Origin of the sequence: Rhizobium sp. 3T7, from assembly GCF_020166565.1 — a bacterium.
GTDB lineage: Bacteria > Pseudomonadota > Alphaproteobacteria > Rhizobiales > Rhizobiaceae > Rhizobium.
Window position 1 is genome coordinate 209907 of sequence record NZ_JAIQXS010000007.1, and the last position, 23808, is coordinate 233714.

The 23808-nt window shown below is 59.3% G+C and carries 21 protein-coding genes and 1 pseudogene; 7 read left to right on the top strand and 15 right to left on the bottom strand.

Features of this window, described 5'->3' with window-relative positions:
- The first annotated feature begins 262 nt into the window (after positions 1-262).
- Entirely contained in the window at positions 263-754 is a 492-nt protein-coding gene (locus K9B32_RS13155) for an EF-hand domain-containing protein (RefSeq protein ID WP_224562700.1), read from the top strand.
- Positions 755-1425: 671 nt separating this feature from the next.
- Here the strand turns inward: K9B32_RS13155 and K9B32_RS13160 are convergent.
- The 13 genes from K9B32_RS13160 to K9B32_RS13220 form a co-directional block, all read right to left on the bottom strand.
- Positions 1426-2238: a DUF4365 domain-containing protein gene (locus K9B32_RS13160; protein ID WP_224562703.1), complete on the bottom strand. Its 813-nt coding sequence runs from the start codon at positions 2236-2238 to the stop codon at positions 1426-1428.
- A 163-nt stretch (positions 2239-2401) separates the two neighbouring features.
- Positions 2402-2935 carry an NADH-quinone oxidoreductase subunit B family protein gene (locus tag K9B32_RS13165; protein ID WP_224562706.1) on the bottom strand — a complete coding sequence of 178 codons (534 nt, stop codon included), beginning with the start codon at positions 2933-2935 and terminating at the stop codon, positions 2402-2404.
- A 12-nt stretch (positions 2936-2947) separates the two neighbouring features.
- Positions 2948-4459, bottom strand: a complete 1512-nt coding sequence (locus K9B32_RS13170; protein ID WP_224562708.1) for an NADH-quinone oxidoreductase subunit C — start codon at positions 4457-4459, stop codon at positions 2948-2950.
- 15 nt (positions 4460-4474) lie between these two features.
- Positions 4475-5938 (bottom strand): hydrogenase 4 subunit F, encoded by a 1464-nt coding sequence (locus K9B32_RS13175; protein WP_224562710.1) that lies wholly within the window; start codon positions 5936-5938, stop codon positions 4475-4477.
- Positions 5935-6600 (bottom strand): hydrogenase-4 component E, encoded by a 666-nt coding sequence (locus K9B32_RS13180; protein ID WP_224562712.1) that lies wholly within the window; start codon positions 6598-6600, stop codon positions 5935-5937. The genes K9B32_RS13175 and K9B32_RS13180 overlap by 4 nt, the downstream gene beginning before the upstream one ends.
- Positions 6600-7556, bottom strand: coding sequence for a respiratory chain complex I subunit 1 family protein (locus K9B32_RS13185; RefSeq protein ID WP_224562714.1), 957 nt, complete (start codon positions 7554-7556; stop codon positions 6600-6602). The genes K9B32_RS13180 and K9B32_RS13185 overlap by 1 nt, the downstream gene beginning before the upstream one ends.
- Positions 7547-9562 carry a hydrogenase 4 subunit B gene (gene hyfB, locus K9B32_RS13190; RefSeq protein WP_224562715.1) on the bottom strand — a complete coding sequence of 672 codons (2016 nt, stop codon included), beginning with the start codon at positions 9560-9562 and terminating at the stop codon, positions 7547-7549. Before hyfB ends, K9B32_RS13185 begins: the two co-directional genes overlap by 10 nt.
- Positions 9559-9867: a helix-turn-helix domain-containing protein gene (locus tag K9B32_RS13195; RefSeq protein ID WP_224562716.1), complete on the bottom strand. Its 309-nt coding sequence runs from the start codon at positions 9865-9867 to the stop codon at positions 9559-9561. The genes hyfB and K9B32_RS13195 overlap by 4 nt, the downstream gene beginning before the upstream one ends.
- A 486-nt stretch (positions 9868-10353) precedes the next feature.
- A complete protein-coding gene (locus K9B32_RS13200) occupies positions 10354-12732 on the bottom strand; it encodes a phosphoketolase (protein WP_224562717.1) in 2379 nt (792 codons plus the stop codon).
- A 12-nt stretch (positions 12733-12744) separates the two neighbouring features.
- A complete protein-coding gene (locus tag K9B32_RS13205) occupies positions 12745-13914 on the bottom strand; it encodes an acetate/propionate family kinase (RefSeq protein ID WP_224562850.1) in 1170 nt (389 codons plus the stop codon).
- Between the two features lie 34 nt (positions 13915-13948).
- Positions 13949-14239 (bottom strand): hypothetical protein, encoded by a 291-nt coding sequence (locus tag K9B32_RS13210; RefSeq protein ID WP_224562719.1) that lies wholly within the window; start codon positions 14237-14239, stop codon positions 13949-13951.
- Positions 14226-15851 (bottom strand): MBL fold metallo-hydrolase, encoded by a 1626-nt coding sequence (locus K9B32_RS13215; protein WP_224562721.1) that lies wholly within the window; start codon positions 15849-15851, stop codon positions 14226-14228. The genes K9B32_RS13210 and K9B32_RS13215 overlap by 14 nt, the downstream gene beginning before the upstream one ends.
- Before the next feature lie 299 nt (positions 15852-16150).
- Positions 16151-16843 carry a CBS domain-containing protein gene (locus K9B32_RS13220; RefSeq protein ID WP_224562723.1) on the bottom strand — a complete coding sequence of 231 codons (693 nt, stop codon included), beginning with the start codon at positions 16841-16843 and terminating at the stop codon, positions 16151-16153.
- Positions 16844-17115: 272 nt separating this feature from the next.
- Between K9B32_RS13220 and K9B32_RS13225 the strand changes: the two genes are divergently transcribed.
- From K9B32_RS13225 to K9B32_RS13240, 4 genes are all read left to right on the top strand, one after another.
- A complete protein-coding gene (locus tag K9B32_RS13225) occupies positions 17116-17436 on the top strand; it encodes an ATPase inhibitor subunit zeta (protein WP_224562726.1) in 321 nt (106 codons plus the stop codon).
- A 259-nt stretch (positions 17437-17695) separates the two neighbouring features.
- Positions 17696-19252, top strand: a complete 1557-nt coding sequence (locus tag K9B32_RS13230) for an AAA family ATPase (protein ID WP_224562851.1) — start codon at positions 17696-17698, stop codon at positions 19250-19252.
- 152 nt (positions 19253-19404) lie between these two features.
- Positions 19405-19842 (top strand): universal stress protein, encoded by a 438-nt coding sequence (locus K9B32_RS13235; protein WP_224562729.1) that lies wholly within the window; start codon positions 19405-19407, stop codon positions 19840-19842.
- Between the two features lie 225 nt (positions 19843-20067).
- Positions 20068-20334: a phasin family protein gene (locus K9B32_RS13240; RefSeq protein ID WP_224562731.1), complete on the top strand. Its 267-nt coding sequence runs from the start codon at positions 20068-20070 to the stop codon at positions 20332-20334.
- Positions 20335-20640: 306 nt separating this feature from the next.
- Here K9B32_RS13240 and K9B32_RS13245 read toward each other — a convergent pair.
- Positions 20641-21362, bottom strand: a pseudogene (locus K9B32_RS13245) (CBS domain-containing protein).
- A gap of 291 nt (positions 21363-21653) precedes the next feature.
- On the opposite strand from K9B32_RS13245, the gene K9B32_RS13250 reads away from it, so the two are divergent.
- Positions 21654-22082, top strand: a complete 429-nt coding sequence (locus K9B32_RS13250) for a plastocyanin/azurin family copper-binding protein (RefSeq protein ID WP_224562733.1) — start codon at positions 21654-21656, stop codon at positions 22080-22082.
- 41 nt (positions 22083-22123) lie between these two features.
- Here K9B32_RS13250 and K9B32_RS13255 read toward each other — a convergent pair whose 3' ends face one another.
- The gene (locus tag K9B32_RS13255) at positions 22124-23089 is read right to left on the bottom strand and encodes an ABC transporter ATP-binding protein (RefSeq protein WP_224562735.1); all 966 of its coding nucleotides are present in this window, start codon (positions 23087-23089) and stop codon (positions 22124-22126) included.
- Positions 23090-23369: 280 nt separating this feature from the next.
- Between K9B32_RS13255 and K9B32_RS13260 the strand changes: the two genes are divergently transcribed.
- Entirely contained in the window at positions 23370-23798 is a 429-nt protein-coding gene (locus K9B32_RS13260; RefSeq protein WP_224562737.1) for a DUF2267 domain-containing protein, read from the top strand.
- Positions 23799-23808 lie beyond the last annotated feature (10 nt).

Below are 23808 nucleotides of genomic sequence, written 5' to 3' on the forward strand. Positions count from 1 at the left end.
AGTACCGTGAAAGTTGAGTAAACGTCTATCTGCAACTGAGGGTGAAGGCTGGTGATCGGTTGCCTAGTCCGCGCCCGGCGTCCGCTTGCACTCAGCCTTGGAATTGAACATTTGCATGAGCCTTTCTCCGAACAATTGATCCAGCGCAAATTCACTGCGATGTCCTTCGCCTATGATGCAAGCTGTCCGTTGTTGGCAATCGGGCGGGAGCCATCGCTGAGCTCGAACGGTTCCACAAGAGTCCTGACGAGAGGAGAATGCCATGATGATGACTGCATTGCTGCGTCCGGCCACGCTTGCCACTTTTGTCGCTGTCACCAGCACCGTCGGCGCTGGCGCACAAACGACCGCGGTCGATCCGAATCATCCCAATCCGACGCTCGCGCAGGCGATGCCACCTTCCGGGATCCAAGGAATGCCTCGGCAAGGCGGGCAGCCTGGCCAGTGGGGCATGATGCCTGGGATGGGGCCAGATATGATGGGCCAAGGCATCATGAGCCAGGGCATGATGAACCATAGCGCGGGTATGATGTCACCCGATATGATGGGGCCGGGCGCTATGAGCGGAATGGCGATGATGGCCATGCGCGGGCAGATGATGAAGATCATGTTCGCCATTGCTGACGCAAACGGCGATGGTGGCCTCTCCTTCGATGAGGTGACGGCTATCCATAAGCGGATCTTCGACAGAGTGGATGCCAACAAGGACGGCAAAGTTGTCCTTGAGGAGGTTCAGGCCTTCATGACGCCGTAGCCGGTCACCGTCCGGCACGGTTTATGGGAGCCTGATGTTGGAGCCCTGCAATGCGAAAGCTACTAATTGCGGCGGCTGCGCCCACTACGGCCAAGTTGCCGATTGCATCGCAGCGCGTTGATGAGACGCCCCGACGGGGGAATCCTTTCATCTATATGGCATCAGGCTTCGGATCAGGAGTACCTCGGCTCATCTTCGGGGGGCCGCTAGCGAGCGCGACGTGCGGATAGCTTTCCCGCCGAAGGACGGTCCGTTCGGACGCTATTTCGCCTTCGTCGATCCATTTGGCTATACGATAACTGTGCACACCCTCTCAACAAAGTAACTGAAACGGCGTCCGCAGAACGCGATATTTCAATTTCGGTCACGGCAAGAAGGCGGTTCGGAAGGATCCGTCATTGTTCCGCCTTCCCGCCAAACAGATACGAGTGATCGGCCTGAGCCGACCGGCCACTCCTTGGCGGGAAGCGGCACGTTTGGGACAAGGGTCGGACCGCATCCTTAGAAAGCGCAGACAGCCAATGACCGCAAATGGCGCACAGTTGCTGCGTCCGTCATGGATGCGATCATGGGAATCGATCATAGGATTTCAGCATGGTGTGAGCGGCACGTCGCTTACGATACAGTGGCGCTGCAACAGAACGCCAAGCGCAGGGAACCTTCGGATTCGACTAGCCTTCGGGCTCCGGTGCATTGGGTTCCTCCTCGTCGGGATAACCTGCCTCCAGAAACTCTTCGGCATCGAGATAGGCGTAGGCTTCGGGCCTGAGATCGACCTCTAAGATATGCACTGCACGCCCCCCGGAATATTCCCCTATCGGTTCGGCATATGAATAGCTTGCCCAGGGGAAGAGCTTGATCATGACCTCATGGAGACTGTGGGCGCGCAGGTGATAGTCTATCTGCTCATCCGGTTCTTCCTCCGGGCCTTCGCCGAAATAGATGCGCAGATTGCTGAAGATCGCAGTTGCATCGCTCCACTCGTCCCATACAAACAAAGTTATCTCGTCCCGAACATCCTCCATCAATTGCCGATCAAGCGCAAAGGCTAAGCGCATCAGGGACTCTGGATTGGAAGGCACGGCCTCTTCGAAACAGAGCCTGGCGGACGCATTCAGCGTGTTGTCTGCCGGAACGGTGATCGCCCATTTGCCATCGGTTTCCGCGCATCGCTCCGTCTCGATAAGTTGCCACAGCATTAGCCCGGATTCTGGGTCGGCCAGGATCACGCAGACGGTCAATGCGTGCTTCCTCCAGTAGTCCAAGTGGCCCTTCTCTCCGTGATGGCGGTAGCCGCCGTTGTCCGTTCGGGACGGCATCAGCCTGATCTGCAGCGGCAGAAATCTGCCCGTGGGCCAACCGCCGTCGAGGATTTCGGCTCGTGCATCGATGCCGATGCTCGTATCCTGCAAACGGCGGAAGGACCATTTGAAGTCCCGGACGAATACTTTCTCGATCGCCTCGATTGCGGCGCGCGTTACCAAATCCGTCTGGTCGTGGGTTCTTTTCCCATGGCGCGGTCGCCGTCGTGGTATTGGCGGCAGGATCCAGTGTCGAATGGCCGAAAAGAACCTCAAGGCTGCTTGGAGCCAAGTTCCTATCGCGATCAGTCCGGCACTGAGAAGTCGAAGCATTGAAAGATCGCCGTCACGAAACGCGGCCTCCCTTGTTCGCCTGCTCAAGCAGCGCGAGCAGGCCTTTGAGGATGGCCGTCGGAGAAGGCGGGCAGCCTGGAATGTGGAGGTCCACCGGCACAACCGTCGAAACTCCGCCGAGGACTGCATAGCTGCCGGCAAAGCAGCCGCCGTCGCGGGCGCAGCCGCCTAGCGCGACCACCCATTTGGGACCGGGCGTGGCATTATAGGTCCGCAGCAGTGCCTCGCCCATGTTCCTGGTCACCGGTCCCGTCACCATCAGGACGTCGGCATGCCGGGGGGATGCAACGAAACGGATACCGAAACGCTCGACATCATAGAAGGCATTGCTGAGTGCGTGCATTTCGAGTTCGCAGCCGTTGCAGGATCCGGCATCGACGGCGCGGATCGACAGGCTGTGACCGAGCCGCCTGCGGGCAGCCTTGTCGATCGAGGTCGCGAGCTCCTCCATCGCGGCGTCGGAGACACCTGGAGGCGGTTCGGTGAGCGGCGGTCGGATCAGACTTCCAAAAAGGAGCTTGCGCATGGTGACCTGCCTTCAAAGATCATGGCCGGAATAGGAGCAGTTGAACGATTTGTTGCAGAGGGGGAAATCGGCGACGATATTCCCCTCGATGGCGGCCTCCAGCAGTGGCCACTGGAACCACGAGGGATCGCGCAGATGGCAGCGTTCTATCCTGTTTCCGGAAAGCCGTAGCCAGATCAGCACGTCGCCCCGAAAACCTTCAACGACCGCCATGCCCTCCCGCGCCTCGGCGTTTTCCGGGACCTCGATCCGCACTGGCCCTGCCGGGATCCGGTCCAATATCTGCTCGACCAGGGACAGACTGTTCTCCACCTCGCGAATGCGAATCCAGATGCGCGCATTCACGTCACCTTCGCTGAAGACCGGCACGTCGAAAGCAAGCTCGTCATAGGGCGAATAGGGCAAGATGCGCCGCGCGTCGAAATCGCGGCCGGACGCGCGCCCGACATAACCGCCTGCGCCATATTGACGGGCAAGCTCCGCAACGACGCGCCCAGTCCCGACCGTCCGGTCCTGCAGCGACGCGGTATTATCGTAGAGCTCCACCAAAGCGGGAAACCTGCGACGGATTTCCGCCACCAAGGCGCGCAGGGCAGAAATGCCGTTGCCTTCGAGATCGACGGCAACGCCGCCGCAGATGATGCGATCACGCATGAGTCGGTGTCCGAAGGCAACGTCTGCGGCCCGCAGCACCCACTCACGCAACACACCACAATGGGCCAACATCAGCGAGAAGGCCGCGTCGTTGCAGATGGCGCCGATATCGCCGAGATGGTTGGCGAGCCGTTCGAGTTCGGCCATGAGCCCCCGCAGCCAGACCGCACGCGAGGGGATTTCCATCCCAAGCGCCGCTTCCACGGCTCGTGAGAACGCGTAGGCATAGGCAACCGTGCTGTCTCCGGATGTCCGGCCGGCAAGCTGAGCCGCCTTGCCGAGTTCAGCACCCGCGATCAGCGTCTCGATTCCCTTGTGCACATAGCCCAGTCGCTCTTCGAGGCGCACGACAGTCTCCCCATTGGCCGTGAACCGGAAATGTCCCGGTTCGATGATGCCGGCGTGAACGGGGCCAACCGGAATCTGATGCAGGCTTTCTCCCTTCGCCTGCAGAAACGCGTAGGGCACGGCCTCCGAACCTCGAGACACCGCCTGCCCAAGCGGGAAGCGAATATCCCAGCGCCCGTGGTCGAGCCATGGCCGGGTATCCGGCAGGTCCTGCGGTTCGAGGCCGGTGAGATCGCGGATCGTCCGCTCCAATCGAAGCGCCGGGGGATGATATCCTGCAATGGAGGGATAAGTGCCCTGCAGCCCATTGAGGCTCACGACGCCGACCGAGGCATCGGACGCATCGAGTAAGGCCATATGGACGGCGTCCCGCTCGCCCCAGAGGCCAAGCAGGATCAGATGCTCGCACCGAAGCGCCTCGGCCACGGAAATCCAGGCAGGCACGTCAACAACAACGCGCGGCCAGGGTTGGTGTGCCGGGGCGGTATGGCTTGCCTTCATGACATTGCTCAGCGTCGGCATACCCATTCTCCCCAATCATCGCAGAAGGTTGGCGATATGCTGGAACCAGGCGACCAGTGGTGGCGGCAGGTAGATCCCGGCGCCGAGAACCAGCGCTAGATGCGCATACATCGGGACGTAGGATGCCTCGCCCGGAGCGAAACTGCCTCGCGGCTGGCCGAAGGCCACCCCCGTCAGCCGCAGAAGCAGGGCCCCGAATGCCACCAGCAGCCCGAAAACGAGCGGGATTGCGAGCAGCGGATGCGTGGCGAAGGTGGAGCTGACGATCAGGAACTCGCTCATGAAGATGCCCATTGGCGGCAGGCCGGTAATGGCGACGACCCCGGCGAGCAATCCCCAGCCCAAACCCGGATGCGTCTCGGTCAGGCCCCGGATGGCGGAAAGTCTTTGGGTTCCCTTGATCTGAGCAACATGGCCGACGGCGAAAAAGATCGCAGATTTGGTGAGCGAGTGCATGACCATGTGCAACAGCCCGGCAAAATTGGCGAGCGGCCCACCAAGTCCAAAGGCGAAGACGATGATGCCCATGTGCTCGATCGAGGAATAGGCAAACAGGCGTTTGATGTCGCGGCGGCGGTAGAGCATGAAGGCCGCAAAGATCAGCGACGTGAGCCCCATCGTCATCATCAGCGGCCCGGCGGCGATCGCTTCGGGACTGGCGGAAAGCAGAATCTTGAAGCGGAGGACGGCATAGAGCGCGACGTTCAGCAGGAGGCCGGAAAGCACTGCCGAGATCGGCGTCGGCCCCTCGGCATGCGCATCCGGCAGCCAGGCATGCAACGGTGCAAGGCCGACCTTGGTGCCATAGCCGAGCAACAGAAAAACGAAGGCGACGTTGAGAAGCGCCGGATCAAAGACGGCGGCATGCTCGACCAGGATGGTCCAGACCATGGCGTCGTAACCTTCGCCGACGACGGGCTGTGCGGCGAGATAGACAAGAATGGTGCCGAAGAGCGCAAACGCGATGCCGACGCTTCCGAGGATGAAATATTTCCAGGCAGCTTCCAGCGCCTCGTGTGTGCGATAGATGCCGACCATTAGCACCGTCGTCAGCGTTGCAAGCTCGACCGCCACCCACATCAGCCCGATGTTGTTCGAGACGAAGGCGAGGTTCATGCCGAACATCATGATCTGATACATGGCATGATAGAAACGCAGGTTCGCCGGCGTCAGCCGCCCCGTATCCAGTTCGTGCGCTATATAGCTCGCGCTGAATATGCTGGTGGTGAACCCGACGAAGGCATTGAGGACGATGAAGACGATGTTGAGATCGTCGACGAGCAGATATTGCCCCGGATCGGGCCGTTCGGTGACGAACAGGCAAAGGGCAGCGAGCAGCGTCAGCAGGGTTGCAAGCACATTGAGCCGCGCCGTGATCCTGTAGCCGGGCAAAAGAGCCAGCAGTGCCGCCGCCACGACCGGGATCAGCAGGACCGCCGCCACTGCATCGAAGGCGAGCAAAGGGGATGGCGCGCTCACTTCCGGCTCCTCCCCCTAAAATCGTCGAGCGCCTTGACATCGACGGTATCGAACCGTTCCCGGATGCGAAACAGGAAGACGCCGATGACGATGAAGGCGATTAGGATCGAGAAGGCCACGCTGATCTCGACGACGAGCGGCATGCCCTTGGCGCCGGTCGCGGCAAGCACCAGCCCATTCTCGAGTGACATGAAGCCGACGACCTGGCTGACAGCATTACGGCGCGTGACCATGATCAGCAATCCGAGCAACAGAACAGAGAGGGCGAAGGCGAGATCTTCGCGGGCAAGCGGATCGGCCTGCGGCGTGACGCGCAGCATGACCACGATCGAAAGCGCAACGAGCCCGATGCCGGCCAGCATGGTGGGACCGATCCCGACGACTGTCTCGATCTCGCGATGGATGCCGAGTTGGCGGATCATGTGATGGAGCACCACCGGAATGACGATGGCCTTGAAGATGAGGGCGATGGCCGCGGTCACGTAGAGATGCGGCGCATCTTGTACGAAAGCCTGCCAGGCGACCGACAGCGTCAGCACCAGCGAGTGCAGCGCGAACATGTTGAGCAGCGCGTAGAGACGATCCTGGTAGAGCATCATCATGCTCACCAGCACCAGCCCGCCGGCCAGCATGTGAGCGATGTCGAAGGCCGGACCATTCATCACAGGCTCCTCGAAACGAACCGCAGGAGGGTGGCAAGCAGGGCAAGCATGAGGGCTGCGCCCAGGAATTCCGGCACGCGGAAAACCCGCATCTTGGCAACCGAGGTTTCGAACAGGGCAAGAAGCGTGCCTGCGATCGCGAGCTTGGCGAGATAGGCGATGAATCCCGCCAGATAGGCGGCCGGTCCCGCTTCGGCGGCCGCAAGTTTCCACGGCACGAATATGGACGCGATCAGCGAAATGTAGAGGAGCAGCTTGAGGGACGCTGCCAATTCGGTCATCGCGAGATGACGCCCGGAATATTCTAGCACCATGGCCTCATGCACCATGGTAAGTTCCAGATGGGTCGCCGGATTGTCGACCGGAATCCGGGCGTTCTCGGCAATCGCCACCATGACAAGGGCGACGAGTGCAATCGCAAGGGAAACCCGCAAACCCACCGCAGGTGAGCTCATGAATGCGGCGATCGTCGAAAGCTGCGTCGAGCCGGCAACCAGGGCCAGGGCGAAGATGATGAGCAGCATCGAAGGTTCGGCAAGCGTCGCGATCATCGCCTCGCGGCTTGAACCGATGCCCCCGAAGCTGGTGCCGACATCCATGCCGGCCAGCGCCAGGAAGAACCGCGCGCTGCCCAGAAGGGCGATGATCGCGATCAGGTCGGCCGTCCAACTGAAGATCAGGCCAGTCGCGAATGTCGGGATAACGGCGGCCGCCACCCAGGTCGAGGCGAAGATCAGGTAAGGTGCCACCCTGAACAGCCAGGAGGCGTTCTCCGCAACTACGGCCTCCTTGCGAAACAGCCGAAGGAGATCGCGATAAGGCTGGATCAGGGAAGGGCCCTGCTGGCGCAGCAGCCTCGCCTTGACCTTGCGGATGAGACCCGTCAGCAGCGGCGCGAGCAGCACGACAAGTGCCATTTGGCAAGCCTGAACGAGAAGAGCGGAGATCATGACCATAGCGCCAGCACCAGAAGCAGGAGAACAAGCGCAAGGAAGACCAAGCTCAGATAGCGCCGGATCGAGAGGAATTGCAGGCGGTTGAGCTTCTCGGCGGCAAACCCGACGGCGCCCGCAATCGGCAAATAGAGCCCTTCCCAGACCAGGTCGTGTTGCTCGACGGAGAAGGCGGCCGGCCTGAGATCGCCGGGGGCCGGCATGTCGACCCGCTCGCGGGCACGCATGGCGAGTGTGCCGAATACGCGCCTGACGGGCTGGGCAAAACTGCCCGCCGTATATTGTGTCGAGGGGCTGCTTTCAGGAAAACCGCAGTCCCAGGCAGCAGAACGACGAAGCGCCCGCGAGGCGTAGCGATGGAGGACAAAGATCGTCGCAGAGGCCGAGACGGTGATGAAGAGGAAGATCAGCAGGCCGTTATAGGAACTGCGGCTTTCAGCGATCGGTACGATCGACAGCCACGGGATGTCCATTTGCACTGGCATCCGATCGCCCACCAAGGAAGACACTACGGGCGACGCACCGTCGATGACGATTCCTGGCAGGATGCCGGCAAGCAGGCATAGACCCGCGAGCACACACATGGCGCCAAGTGAGAAACGATCCACTTCCGGGACCTCGCTCGCCGCAGGGGTCCGGGGACGGCCGAGAAACGTGATGCCGAAGACCTTGATGAAGCAGGCGGCCGCGAGCGCAGCCGACAGGGCCAGCAGGCCGCCCACGGCGGGCACGGCGATCTTCAGCGCCCATTGCGGCAGATCGGGGCTTTGCAATATCGCCTGGAAGGCCAGCCATTCGGAGGCGAATCCATTGAACGGCGGCAAGGCGGAAATCGCAACGCAGCCGACAAGGAAGGCGAAGCTGGTGACGGGCATGCGATGGATGAGGCCGCCGAGCTTCTCCATGTCCCGCTCGCCGGTTGCCGTCAGGACGGCACCCGCGCCGAAGAACAGGAGGCTCTTGAAGAGCGAATGGTTGAAGACGTGGAACAAGGCCGCAGTCAGAGCCAGCGCCGCCGCCAGGCCCATGCCGTTTGCCTTGAACGCCAGTGCCAGCCCGAGGCTGACAAAAATGACGCCGATATTCTCGATCGTGCTGTAGGCGAGCAGGCGTTTGAGGTCACGTTCCATCAAGGCATGTAGGATGCCGAGCGCCGCCGTCACTGCGCCCAGCAGCAGGACGATCAGCCCCGACCACCACATCGGCGCTCCGAGGAGATCGAAGGTTACGCGGATGAAGCCGTATGTCGCGATTTTCGTCATGACGCCGCTCATCAGCGCCGAGACGTGGCTCGGTGCGGCGGGATGGGCCAGGGGCAGCCAGACATGCAAGGGCACGAGCCCCGCCTTGGAACCGGCGCCAAGCAGCAGGAGAATCAGGACCAGGCCTGCCGTGAGCGGTGCATGTTCAGCCGCGCGCATGGTGGCAAAACCGTAGGCGCCGGCGCGTCCGGCAAGCAGGCCGAAGGCTAGCAGCAGAGCCAACGTCCCGAAGCTTGCCATGACGATATAGAGATAACCCGCCCTGCGATTGTCGGCATTGCGGTGATGCGCCATCACCAGTGCCCACGAGGCGAGCGACATGAATTCCCACGAGATCAGGAAAGTGAACGCATCGTCGGCCAGCAGTACCAGATTCATGCCGGCGATGAAGGCTGGAAAAAACGGCAGCACTCGGTGCGGCGCGTATTCGTGCCGGCCGTAACCGAGACCGTAGAGGCTGGAAAGCAGACAGCCGAGATTGGCCACGACGAGAAAGAAGGACGAGAGCGCGTCGAGCCGGAAATGAGCACCGAGCCACGGCAGGCCGATGGGAAGGACGAGGGTCGGCGTGATAACGAAAGATGTCGCGAGATGCGTCAGGCTGGTCACGAAAGCAATAGCCGAGAGAAGGAGGCTCAGACAGTAGATTGCCGGGGTCGCCCGGTGCGACCGGCTCATCAAAACCGCGAGCCCCCCCGTCACTAGAAACATGGCAATGCATGACAGGATGATAACGAGCGATGTCATGAACGCGACCTCGCCTTACTACTGGGGGCGGGTGATGTTCCTGTCCTGTTTTCGAGCGGCCTCGTTTTCAGCCGGACCCCTCGTCCGCCGTCATTACTGGCAGCCCCCTCGTTGATGAGTTCGATCCCGGCACTCTCCAAAGCGGCTAGCAACCGCATCAGCGACTCCACGTTGCCGCGAACGACGTCGACGCTCGCTTCCATACGCTGGACCGTGGGAACCGAAATTCCCGCCCGCTCAGCCAGTTGGCGCTGATCGATGCCGAGGAGGGCCCTTGCAGCCCGCATCTGAGCTGCAGTGATCACGATTAAACGATCGCCTATCTTGCATGAGCCCTGATAACTGCAGCATACAATATATTTAGTGATGTCTCAAATTAGGATTTTGATGTATTCGACCTAGATCCTTGCTCGCAGAGATTTCGTATTAGAGCGTCGGGAAATCTCCGTCTTGCGCTAGGCGGCTGCCTCTTGCAAGCGGCTCGAAGCATTTGCCGAGGGACCGACCGACGAGTTCGGGCAACCGCTAAGTCATTCATTAAGACGGCCGTTTTTGTCGGCTCGGATCGGAGCCCGCGAAGGATGCAATTGGCTTCACGCTGAATGCTCCTGACGCGGCGTTAGTCCCAAGTGGATGGGCCGCACTGCATGGCAGGCGATTCGTAAGGGCTTTGCCACGCCTGCACCGACGCGACTCTGACTGAGATCGCTGCCCCTCCGGAAACTACGAAGGAGCGCGGCTCTAGGCGTTGATCTCCCTGACTCGCCAAGGGGGGGCGAGACCATCATTCCTCACGCCCGTCGCCACCCCCAGCCAGTGATTTCGGGCATGTCCTCTCCGCTTTCCCTGATGAATGCGGCGTGCTCGGCGAGCTTGGCCTTCAGCTGCTCAGTCACGTCCGGCACCTTCGCAGCCAGACCCGGAACCCGCGCGATCGCCTCCAGGGCAAGGTGATATCGGTCAAGTTGATTCATGACCGTCATGTCGAACGGCGTCGTCGTCGTTCCTTCCTCCATGAACCCTCTTACATGGATGTTGCTATGGTTAGTCCGCCGGTAGGTCAGACGGTGGATCAGGTAGGGATAGCCATGATAGGCAAAGATGACAGGCTTATCCTTCGTGAAGATTTCGTCAAACCTCTGATGATCCACTCCGTGCGGATGCTGGTCAGGATCTTGCAATGCCAGCAGGTCAACGACATTGACTGTCCTGATCTTGAGTTCCGGGATCGCTTCATGCAAAAGCATGACCGCGGCGAGCGTCTCCATTGTGGGGACATCGCCTGCGCACGCCATCACTACGTCTGGCGCGATCGTATTGTCTTCGTAGCTCGCCCAATCCCACACGCCGAGGCCGGCCTCGCAATGCTTCATGGCCTCGTCGATCGTCAGATATTGAGACTCCGGCTGCTTGCCCGCCACGATTACGTTGATACGATTGTAAGTCTTCAGGCAGTGGTCGCCGACCCATAGCAAGGTGTTGGCATCCGGTGGTAGGTAGATACGGACGATGTCGGCCTTCTTATTGGCGACCAGATCGGCGAAGCCGGGGTCCTGATGTGAGAAGCCGTTATGATCCTGTCGCCAGACATGGGAGGTCAGAAGGTAGTTTAGCGACGAGATCGGCTTCCGCCAGGCTAGTTCTCGTGAGACCTTCAACCACTTGGCATGCTGGTTGAACATCGAGTCGATGATGTGGATGAAGGCCTCGTAGCAGGAAAAGAGCCCATGGCGTCCTGTCAGGAGATAGCCTTCAAGCCATCCCTGGCACAGGTGCTCGCTGAGGATCTCCATGACACGACCGTCTTGAGCAAGATGGACGTCATAGTCCTCGATCATTTGCATCCACACCCTGTTGGTTTCTTCGAAGACGCTTCCCAGCCGATTGGACTCCGTTTCGTCCGGACCGAAAATCCGGAAGTTCCTCGCACCCGCGTTCAGCTTCAGGACGTCGCGCAGATACATCCCAAAGATCTCTGTCGACTGGACTTGCTTGGAGCCGCGCTCCTCGATGTCGATGGCGTAATCTTCGATTTTTGGAACGACCAGTTTCTGGCGGAGGCGGCCGCCGTTCCCAAAGGGCGTAGCACCCATTCTCTTGTCGCCCGTCGGCGCGAGCGCTTGTAGCTCCGGCCTCAGGCGACCTTCGGCATCGAAGAGTTCTTCGGGATGATAGCTGCGCATCCAGTCTTCCAGTATCTTTCGATGGCCGTCGTCGCCTCGGCAGTTTGCAACCGGCACCTGATGGGCTCGCCAGAACCCTTCAACCTTCTTGCCGTCCACCTCCTTCGGGCCCGTCCATCCTTTTGGGCTCCGCAGTACGATCAATGGCCAGCGTGGAACTCCGGAAAATTCAACGCCTTCGCGCGCCATTGTCTGCAAACCAGTAATGAGTTCAAAAGCCTCGTCGAAAGCTAGTGCCATTTTCCGATGCATTTCGACTGGCTCATGTCCTTCCACGAAAATCGGCTGGTAGCCCAATCCCCAAAAGAGGCTTTTCAGATCGCCGTCGCTCGTTCGTGCAAGTATCGTCGGATTAGCGATCTTGTAGCCGTTGAGGTGAAGAATGGGCAGGACCGCGCCGTCGCGGGCCGGATTGAGGAACTTGGTCGAGTGCCACGCTGCGGCCAGAGGTCCGGTTTCTGCTTCCCCGTCGCCGATCACGCAGGCGACGACGAGATCAGGATTGTCGAACGCGGCCCCAAAAGCGTGGACGAGTGCGTAGCCGAGTTCACCTCCTTCATGAATCGATCCCGGCGTCTCGGGTGCGGCATGGCTTGGTATGCCGCCTGGGAACGAGAATTGCTTGAACAACTTGCGCATACCCGAGGCACTTTGCGTGACCTCGGGGTAGAGTTCGCTGTACGTGCCCTCCAGATACGTGTTGGCCACCATGCCAGGGCCGCCATGGCCGGGCCCGCAGACATAGAGCACGTCGATGTCACGCGCCTTGATGATGCGGTTGAGGTGGGCGTAAATAAAGTTCAGTCCGGGCGTCGTTCCCCAGTGACCGAGAAGCCGCGGTTTGATGTGCTCCGGCTTGAGTGGCTCCCGCAATAGCGGATTGTCCATCAGGTAGATCTGCCCGACAGAGAGGTAGTTGGCCGCCCGCCAGTAGCGGTCGATAAGACGGAGTTCTGACGCGGCAAGCGTCGTGCCATTGGCAGCCATGGTGGGGACTCCTCACATTCTGTGTTGGCTGATGACGGCGAGCGCCTCGTCGGCGATCACCTGCTCTTCGTCCGTGGGAATGACGAAGACCGATATATTGCTGCCACGCGCGCTGATGACGGTTGCATTCGCTTTGTTAGCGGGTTCGCTCAGCGAGACTCCCATCCAGCCCAGGTGACGTTCGATGCCTTTCCGGATTTCCGGCTGATGTTCTCCAATGCCGGCGGTGAAGACGATCGCGTCAACGCCGCCTATCGACACCGCTAGACGGCCGATCTCACCTGCAATTCTGAAGCAGAACAGATCAAGCGCTACCTTGGCGGCAGGGCGGAAGTCCTTGAGAAGGAACTCGGTGTCACCGCTAATTCCCGAGACGCCGAGAAGGCCGCATCGGTGATAAAGGAAGCTCTCCAACTGGTCGGTGTCGTGGAGTTCGGACCTAAGCAAATGGATAAGTACGCCAGGGTCGATCGCTCCTGGCCGCGTCGCCATGGGAATCCCGTCGAGAGCGGAAAAGCCCATGCTGGTGTCGATGCTGACGCCGTCGACCATGCCGCAGAGGCTCGCGCCGCTTCCGAGATGCGCGCAGATCACCCTACCGCCACCCGTGTCGGGGGCAAGCTTCCTGAGTTGGGCGGCGACGTGCTTATATGAAAGGCCGTGGAACCCATAGCGCCGAATTCCGGCATCGTGCAGGGCGCAGGGAATCGCAAACCTCGTAGTCAGGCTGCACTGCGAAGAATGAAACGCTGTGTCGAAGGAAGCCGTCTGCACGACAGAGGGATACAAGGTCCGGACAGCGCGAATGACCTCGAGCGCCTGAGGTTGGTGGAGAGGGGCGATCGGTACCAGGCTTTCGATCTGCGCGAGAACGGCGTCACCCAAGAGAGCAGGTCCGTCGAACATCGATCCGCCATGGAGGACGCGATGGCCCACAAAGCCGACGTCACAACCGGTTGGGAGGAGGTGATCGAGAACGGACGAAATCAATCCTTCACCGATACGGCCGACGGGCAGGTCGGCCTGAAGCAATTCGTCTCCGGCAAGGTACTTCAATCGCGGCTCTTCGCCTGACACCACGGTGCCTCGTCCGATTGGTTTGGCATACCCCGCGCCGATGCCGAAAACGCCGACCTTGAGCGTCGAAGAACCAGCATTGAAAGTAACCCCAACTCTACCGATCATCTTGGCCTCGCTTGCGTCTGGGCAGCACTGCCTACTTGGATCTCACCTGTGCGACAGCAGCATCCAGCACGCCCAACGCGTAGTCTGCAGTCGCCTTCTCGTCGTCCGAACACAGCTTCAGTGAGCTGCATCTTTCTTTGAGAGTGTGCAGGATATTTTGTCGGACCTTGGAAACGACGGGCGCGTGCTCGTGCTTCAGGAGTTCCTGCAGGCAAGCGACTGCGACGACTTCAAATACGAGCAGCTTGCCTTCGATTTCGCCTTGTGTAGGGATTGCCAAGTGTTCACCACCGCGTTTGCAGTCCCGGTCAGTCGAGAGCATTTTCATTCTCCTTTTCCTTCGCGATGACATCTTCCGGATCGAGCGCACGCCTAAGCCTGCGAAGAATGACGGCACGGCCTTTGCGATCCGCCGCCTTGTCCAACCGATCAGATAGGTCGAGGACGAAGCTTTGATAGTCGTTATGCCAGTCAGCATGACCGAGTTGTTCGGGTTCCAGCCGGCGGGGCTTTGAAGGTGTTGCCAGATGCGCGCCGTCCTTGCTCAGGAGATAACTTTCGTCGAGGCCTGGCAACAGGATCGGTGCGCTCACAGTCTTGGAGAGGCGGTCTGACAATACGCTTCGCGCGGTAGCCTCGCCGTGCACAAGAAACAGTCCTTTTCGGATAGGGGTGCGTGCGGTGACCCATTCGTCCAGTTCGCTGGCATCCGCATGACCGCTATAGGCGTCGAGCGTCGCAATGTTGGCGCGAACCTCGATCTCGTCGCCTTGGATGCGCACGACACGCGCGCCGTCTTGGAGAATTCGTCCCAACGTCCCGGTCGCCTGGAACCCGACAAACAGCACGGTGCACTCGGATCGCCAAAGCCAATTGCGTAAACGGTGTCGAATCCGACCGGCCTCGCACATTCCGCTTGCCGCGATAATGATATGAAAGCCGCGCACGAGATCGAGCGCCTTGGATTGCTCCGCAGTTTCCGTGAACCTCACGTTCGGGGCGTTCAACGCCCGGAGGAAGGCACTTCTATTTTCGAGTTCGCGAGACTGCGCTTTGAACACCTCTGTCGCTCGAGACGCGAGAGGCGAATCGATCATGATGGGCGTTCGGGGAAGACTTCCGGCATCCATCAGTGCGATCAGATCTGTCAGAACCTCCTGCGTGCGCTCGACCGCGAAAGAGGGGATCAGGAGAACGCCGTTGCCATTGTTGGCCTTGGCAACGACCCGCTGCAGACGACCACGCCGAGCTTCCTGCGTGTAGTCGTCGCGCTCCCGGTCGCCATAGGTGCTTTCGCAGATCACGTAGTCCACGCCAGTCGGGCCCTGCGGATCACCTTCCAGCAGTTTGTATCGAGACCCGACGTCACCCGAAAAAAGAAGGCGCTGCGGATCGCCGGCAAGCGCTGCTTCGACTTCGATCGAGGCCGATCCGAGGAGATGTCCCGCATCCCAGAACCGGAACCGGATACCGCCCACGGTCTCCTGCCACTGCTTATACGGCAGGCAGACGAACTGTGGCATTACGCTACGCGCGTCCTCGGCGGTGTAGATGGGCTCGACAGGCTCACGTGCCCGTCTTCGACCGCGACGGTTGAACTGTTTGACCTCCGATTCCTGTATGTGGCCGGAGTCCTGAAGCATGATACCGCAGAGTTCCATCGTCGGAGTGGTCGCGTAGATCGGACCGCTGTAACCCGCCTTCGCAAGTTTGGGCAGAAGGCCGGAGTGATCGATGTGGGCGTGGGTGAGAAGGACAGCGTCGATCTGCGTAGGGTCGAACGGAAATGGCCGGTAGTTGAGCTCCTTCTCGGTTTTCGAACCCTGGAACATGCCGCAGTCGATCAATATCCGCGACGACCCGGTCTCCAGCAGAAAACAGGAGCCGGTGACCGAACCCGCAGCACCATGAAAGGATATTTTGAGATCTGCCATGTTCCACCTGTCAGCTTTTGGCAGAGCCTAAGGGTTTGGAGGCCGGCGTCCTTGACCAAGATCAAAGTGAGGATGCTCTATCGTCGCAAGGGACCGAAATTTGCCTGTGGCCGGGCGCAGATATCCCATTTGATGGCAGATGAAGTCCGCGAGCGCGTCGATTGACCCAACAGGTCGATCTTACCAAGGTGGCGTCTGATGCCTGCACCCCCGCGCAGGCTCCGATGGCAATGATATCGCGCCTCTTGACCTACGACCTCCAGTCGAGCGCCGATAAAATATCGTCCGGACATCGCAGGTTATTCGGCCGGTGGCTTCAGCCGGCTGAGCATCCGGTAGGCGACCTGGATATTGTTGGACACGCCCTGAACGCCGGGAACGCTTTCGGCAGCCACGCGGGCAGCCTCTCGCTCAATCGAACTCTCAACCTCCCCACGGAGAACGACGAGGCCGTTGCTGACAGAGGTTTCAACATCCTTGGGGGGGATTCCGAGCTCCGACTCCAACCGGCTGCACACCGCTGCATGCAGGGCCTGGTCGCCAGACGCCGTGGACTCCGATGGGGTGTCGATTATCGCCCGCATGAGGTCGCGTCGGCTTACCATGCCGACCAATCGTCCTTCGGCGACAACGGGAATATGCTTTATCGGGTGTGCAAGAAGAAGGTCGGCGAGCTGAGTAATAGTCGCGGTCGGAACGGCGCTGATTACGGGAGTGGTCATAACGTCCTTGATCCGCCAGCTTCGAGCCTTGATGTAATCCGCTAGTGCCTCCTTCCGGTCGCGGGTGTGGGGCACGGGACGTCTGCCGTTTGAAGAGGAGATGCGCCGGAGCAAGTCACCCTCGGTAACGATGCCGGTCAGCACGCCTTCTGCATCAACGACCGGAACCGCGCCGAATTTGGTCGCGTTGATGATCTCTATTGCGCGCCGAACGTTTTGATCTTCTCCGATCGTGATGACCGGACTGGCCATGATGTCTTTCGCAAGCATTGCAATACCCTCCATCGGGGTTCATTCAACTTGAATCCGAAAAGCCGAGGTCCGCCTTGATCTGCATCAATCTCCCTGTTTCCGAGTGCTCCGTTGCCAGCCCTCACTATAGCCCTTCGTCGGTATTTCGGCGGTTTCATCCGAACTGGATTGCGCGGCCCAATGCGAGTGAAACGCCTTCCGCCACATGTGCGGAGTTTGATCGTGATCAAACAGACGCAGTCACGGCGATGGTAGTGTCAGGTCACGACGGATTTGCAGAGAGGCGCAAAATGGCCTTCACTGAGGAAAGAAAGCTTGAGCTCGAATCGAGATATATTCTGGATTTCGAACGACTCTTGGCGACCAGGGCGCGACGAGATTGTCTCCTCGCGGGTTGGGCGACCAACCTGCTACGACGAAACGACTCTCGGGCATATCTTCAGGAGTTGAACGATATCGCGATAGGCACGCCAACCGACGACGACCTTGTCGCAAAGCTACTTCGTGACTTCGACCTAGCCGGAATCAAGATATCAAAGGATGATCTCGCCAGAACGATGCACGAGATGATGTTCGAGGCCGCGGAAGAATTGGACTCGGGTCGAACGTAGTCGGGCGATCGACCGGCCTGTGCGAAGATCTCTCGTTTGAGGCACGGGGGAGCCGCTGCTGGAGCCGGATCGCACTGCCGAGCCTGAAGATGCATTGGATCAATCTCTCGAAGCGATTTTTCTGCCACAACAGATTATCCGCCAACTCCAATCTAAAACGTCTCATCAGGCTTTGCTGCCCATCACCGACATTGATCCGTGTCAATGCAGTGCGGCACTAAAAATGATCGTCTGGCTTCATTTGCGGGAGGATCAACTGATGATCACTGAGGACCAGTCCTCCACCGTTTCCTTTCTTATGAAAGCCCTGTCGTCGGGGACTGGAAAGGTCGAAACGGTGGAAACCCACATATCGCGCATCTTTCTCGCCGGTGATCGCGCTTACAAGATGAAAAGGGCGGTCGAACTACCCTATGCGAATTTCTCGACCCCTGCTGTGCGGCTCGCAACGTGCCGCAAGGAGGTCGAATTGAACAGAGCGACGGCTCCAGATCTCTATCTGGGCGTGCGGACCATAAACCGGCACGCCGATGGTCAGCTAACCCTCGACGGGCAGGGGGAACTCGTTGACGCGCTTGTCGAAATGCGTCGCTTTGATCAGGCGTCGCTGCTCGATCGACTGGCCACGGAACGGCGACTAACCGCTCCGATGATGACGGCGCTTGCCAGAGAAATCGCTCGATTTCATCGTTCCGCGCCAATCGTCCGCGACGAAAGCGGAACTTCGAACATGGAAGCGGTTCTGCGGATCAACGAGGCCGGGTTTGCGATGAGCAGTGTGTTCTCAAGGCACGACGTCGCCAAACTGGTGCAAGGCTTTGAGTCCCGACTCTCAGCGCTTTCGGGCGTGCTAGACAAGCGCCAGGAGGCGGGGAAGGTCCGCAGATGCCATGGAGACCTTCATCTTCGAAACATTTTTCTCAATGCGGGCCTGCCCTGCATATTCGACTGCATCGAATTCAATGAAAGTATCGCGACGAGCGATGTCCTTTATGATCTGGCGTTCTTGCTAATGGACCTTTGGCACCGAGGTTACTTTCAATTCGCCAATTTGATTATGAACCGCTATCTCGACGATACCAACGAAGACGACGGCTTTGGTGCTCTCCCATTTTTCCTCGCAGTTCGGGCTGCCGTGCGAGCTCACGTCGTCGCATTACAGGCGGAGGGTGCAGAAAGCGGTACTTCCGCTTTGGCCAATGAAGCAAGGTCCTATTTCAACCTGGCCTGCTCGCTTCTGAAGCAACCTCCAGCCGAACTCGTCGCCATTGGAGGGCTCAGCGGTTCTGGCAAGACCACGCTCGCGGAGGCTTTGGCACCTCATTTGGGCGCGCCTGCGGGTGCACGCATCATCGAAAGCGATCGAATCCGCAAGGCACTATTTGGGGTGCCGGCCGAGACGCGGCTTCCTCCAGCAGCTTATAAGGAGGACATTTCGGCCAAGGTTTATCGCGAAATGACGTTCCGGGCCCGCATCATTCTAGGCGAGGGGGGAACGGCGGTGACCGATGCTGTCTTCGACAATGCCGCCAACCGCCGGATGATGGAAGCTGCGGGCCGAGAGGGCGGGCACCAATTTTCAGGATTTTGGCTGCAGGCAGAGCCGGTTGTGCTTTGGCAGCGTGTGGCAACGCGCAGCGGTGGTCCCTCCGACGCCACGCTGGACGTTCTCGCCGATCAGCTGGCGAGAGAAACGGCTGAGACCGGATGGCTGAAGCTCGACGCGGCTCTATCCACGGACAGACTTGTGGATCAGCTTCTCAATGTACTGGAGATCAACAAGGCTGCTGCGCCACTGGGCATTGGGGACGGCTAGCCAGTCGATCCGGCTTCTACCATGTGCCGCCACAGACAGGCGCAGTTCGACCTTTGCATTTCACCACAACCGAATCCGACAAAGATTTGATGAGAATCAAAGACCGCTGCTCGGGGACTTTGTAAGCTGGTCACCGATCTGGGAGGTTTCCAATGTTTACAAACATTCTCATTCCAACAGATGGGTCGAAGCTTGCCGAAGCAGCCGCCGAGAACGCTGTCGCCTTCGCTCGAGACGCCAAAGCGTCGGTCGTGTTCGTCTACGTAATCGAACCGTTCCATATTTTTACGACGGATAGTGAAAAGCTCACGATTGCCAAGGATGATTATGATCGGTTCGCAAACGCACAGGCCGCAAAGTTCCTGAGTGACGTTGAAGCGCGAGCGCGTCTTCAAGGTGTCGTCAGCCGCACCGTGAAAGTTCGGAGCGATCAGGTACACACCGCGATAGTTGACGCTGCTATAGAGAATGGATGCGACCTGATCGCAATGGGATCGCACGGCCGTGGGAGCGTCGCGAGCTTACTGATAGGCAGCGTCACGGCCAAGGTGCTGAGCCATTCGCGGATCCCGGTTCTCGTCTATCGCTAGCCTCAGCAGGGCTGCCCGGCTCGGTGTGCGAAATACTCGCGTCTCGATGAATGCCTGGACGCGATCCTTCCTATCAGCACGACCATGGAAAGAAGTGGAGATTGAATGATGACAACATGGACCGAATACACGCCTTTCGGGCTGTTTCATCTGCCGGCGGTTGCGAGCGCCGAGCAGGTTTTTGGCGCAGGAGTTCGTTTTCAGACTCAGGCTTTCAGGGCTGTCATGCGCTATCAGATCGAGAGTTTGGAGTTCCTGACGCACCGTTGCGAACAGGATATGAAGCTGATGGATGATCTTACCAAAAGCCTGGAATACAAAGACGCGTTCGACGTTGTCAGCAACTTCGTCCAGAACGCCAGCGCCGAATACGCAAATGAAGCAGCCAGAATGGCCATGATCGGCTCGCGGTTGGCTTCTCAAGCAGCCAAGCGCGTGAGCGAGGAAGCCAAAACGACGTTCGAGGATATGGCGGCGAGATCGCTCGCCTGAGCGCGTCCGCTCACGGCGCAATCGGTTTTTTGACCGAGGTCAAAGTGCGGATGGTGAATGCCGCAGTCCTGAACCGGCCGTTTTGCTCCCGGTTCGGTGCGCGATCTCATCGACGCAGCGCAAGTTAAGTTGATGCTCATTCTTTCCTGATTGAACTGCAATTTCCGATAGCGACAGCTCACGCATTGCAGCTTTGCCCCTAATGTTACCGGTCGACACGCGATGCGCCGGCAATCATCCTCTACCGCAAGGGATGCGCTGCATGGGCTACATCGGCCAACAATGGACAGTTGAACGGAAGCCGTCTCAGGCGCGGTCGCCTTCGGCAATCGGTGGTGGAAGCGCGACACCTAGTAGGGGTCGATCCATGTGAGGTGATCCGTGATCGATCTCACGCCGGGAACATTCTCCGCAGCCACCTTCGCGGCGCGGCGCTCCCGCTCGTCAAAGATTGTGCCATCCAATTCGGCGACACCGTTTGCGACGTGGCAGCGGATGAAGCCGTTGCGGCTCCAAACCTGCTTGGTCAGCTCGGCCTCGATCGCTGCTTGGATCGCCGCATCCTCGACAGAGGGGGCAGTGGGCTGCTGTAGCTGTGAAACAGCGCGCAGCAGATCTGACCGCGAAATGATGCCCACAAGTCTGCCATCGGACACGACCGGGAGCCGCTTGATATCGTTTCGCTCCATCAGCCGCACTGCATCGGAGATCGAATCTTTCGGAGAAATGACCGTGACCTGCGGTGTCATTAGCTCCTCGACACGACGGCCATGCGCGCGAACATATTCGTCGGCGATCTTGCCGGGGCTCGTCAGCCATTCGCGCAACCAGGAGCGCTTGCGGTCAGTTCCGAGTTCGTGACGTCTCAGGAAATCACCCTCGGTGATCATGCCAACCAGAACGCCGTTGGCATCGACGACAGGAAGACCGCTCACCCGGTTGTCGAGCATAAGCTTCGCGGCGTCCAGGATAGAGGAGGATGCGCCGATGGTAACCGGCGAGGGCGTCATGATGGCTCGGACAAGCATATGTCATCTCCTGGAGGAGCATTGCGATGTGGCGATCAGGCGAGTGCTAATGCCGCGCATCCATGGCATTGATCATGTGGCCTCCGAGGTTTGAGTGCATTGACAGAGGTCAAAGTTTCAACTTTCGGATCGGTTTTCCCGGTGGGCAGTTCATCCAGAGCGCAGGAAGCATCGGTAAGCAGAACGAGCAAGCTCGAAAAATCAGAGTTGCGGCGAGATCGGCAAAAGTTCAGGCGGCTGTCAGAAACGATCCCTAAACGAACCGCGGGCTGTAGAGGAAAGGCTGATCCAATGAAGACATTCACTCGTTATGCTCTCGCTGCGTTTGCTGCCGTGTCGATGGCTGGAACGTCGTGGGCAGCGACGACAGTCAAAGTCGTTGCGGGCGGCGAGGGCGGAGGCCCGATGACGCTGACGCTCGACCAGACCACGGTCAAAGCCGGCGAGACCATTTTTGCTGTGCACAACGACGCCATGACCGAAGAGCACGAGATGGTGCTGGTCAAGCTCAAGTCTCCCGATCAGAAGATCCCCGTGATCAAGTCCAAACACCGCGTCGATGAAAAGCAGTTGAAGAGCATCGGCGAGGTATCCGATCTGAAACCCGGCGCCGACGGCGAGTTGAAAGCAAAGCTGGCACCTGGCTCCTATCTCCTCCTTTGCAACATCAAGGGGCACTTCGAGGCAGGAATGGAGGCAAGACTGACCGTTACCGAATAATCCGCGCGCATGAGGTGGCCCGTCTGTCGCACGCAGCCACCTCATATTGTCATTGGCGCTTCGCCTCTTCTACCGAGATCTTGTCGTTCGGAGGGGCTGATCGTGCTGGCGTCGCGGATGAGTTCGTACTTGACCTGGGTAACCTTGAGGTCGCGATACCAGTCCACCAATGCACCCCACGGATCGGAGACCTTGTTGAGGCCTGCAACGAACGCCACGACGGTTCCGATCTCCGTCTTGCCCGTCACCACGTAGTAGCCGCCAAGTGCGAATATCCCCACATAGCCAAGCTGAATCATAAGATTCATCAGGAAGTTCAGCGAGTATTTCAGCCTGTAGATGCTGACGTTCGTCGCAAACAGCCTCTGGACACGGGCCGCCTGATGTTGCGAAGCCTTGGGCGATGCGTCGTGATCGACCATCTGTTCGCTGAGGTGTCGCATGACCGTGATCTTGGTCTTCACGCGCTGATTGATAAGACCCTGCAGAATGGGAACCAGGACGGCCTGGGGTATGAACACCACCGCGACTGCCAGCGCCAGCAGCGGCTGCAGATAGATCATGTAGCCGCCGACGGCGATCAGAACACCTACCTGGAGGATTGGCTCCGAAATGCTCGTGCCGACGAAGCCGCCAACAGGTTCGGCCTCGGCGAGCACGATCGACATTTCGACGCCCTCGGCCAACGTCGTTAGTTCCTCTAGGTGGCGTTCCCTCGCGTCGAGAACCGCCATGCGGAGCCATCGGATAGCGACTTCGCCGATCCAACCGCGGTAGATGTTCAAGGCGAGCTTGATACTCCCCTCGGTCAGGGCAAGTGCGAAGTAGGCGAAAACAAGCATGAGGATGGCGTTGAAGCTCGCGCCCTGTGTCGCGCCGTTGATGATCCTTCGCTGGATCTCCAGCGGCACGATGCCGACAACGAATAGCATGACCGAAAGCAGGACCAAAGCAGCCTGATGGCTCCGCCCCATTGCAAGGATGAAGCCGGCTAGCTTGCGCGGCATTGCGCTTTCCTTCCGGGATCTGGGACGGGCTTCCCGCCCTTCGATCAAAGGAGCGTCCTCAAGTGTCTTTTCGACTCTCATCCTGACATCCTCCAGGGGGGCAGGACATCCGAGCAGATCTGCGGGGGCGTTTCATTGACCCATCGCAATTATAAGCGGCTTGCTAGAGATTTGACCCGCGTCAATGACAGCGGCTTCGGTCGGCCGCAAAATCTCGACAGATCAAGGGCCTTCCCACCCCCACCGTTATCCGGGAAGATGCTCGACCCAGGAGGTCATCATGGCTTACAGCCCGTTTCGAACCTTTCCGGAAGCCGCCCAGGAGGCGGGCGTCTGGGTGCGCGAACTTGCAGATCTCCTTGGATGCGAGCAACGTGCCGCCTACGACGTGTTGCGCGCCACGTTGCATGCCGTCCGCGACAGTCTCTCGGTCGACGACAACGCGAAGATCGGCAACTCTCTCCCCGTCATCGTTCGTGGGATCTACTATGAGGGCTGGAACCCGATGAAGATGGCAACGCAACTCGAGCCCGGAGCGCTTTCAACCCGCCTGCTCGGCTTGATGCCGTCGACCGTCTCTGCGGATGAGCAAGTATTGGTCAAGATTCTGAAGCTGCTTGAAAATCGGTTGGGCGACAAACTGCCAGCAAGGCTCGATGTTGCGCTCAAAGTCTGCACACAGGCCATGCTTGAGATGCAGTTGAGATGACCTGACGTCC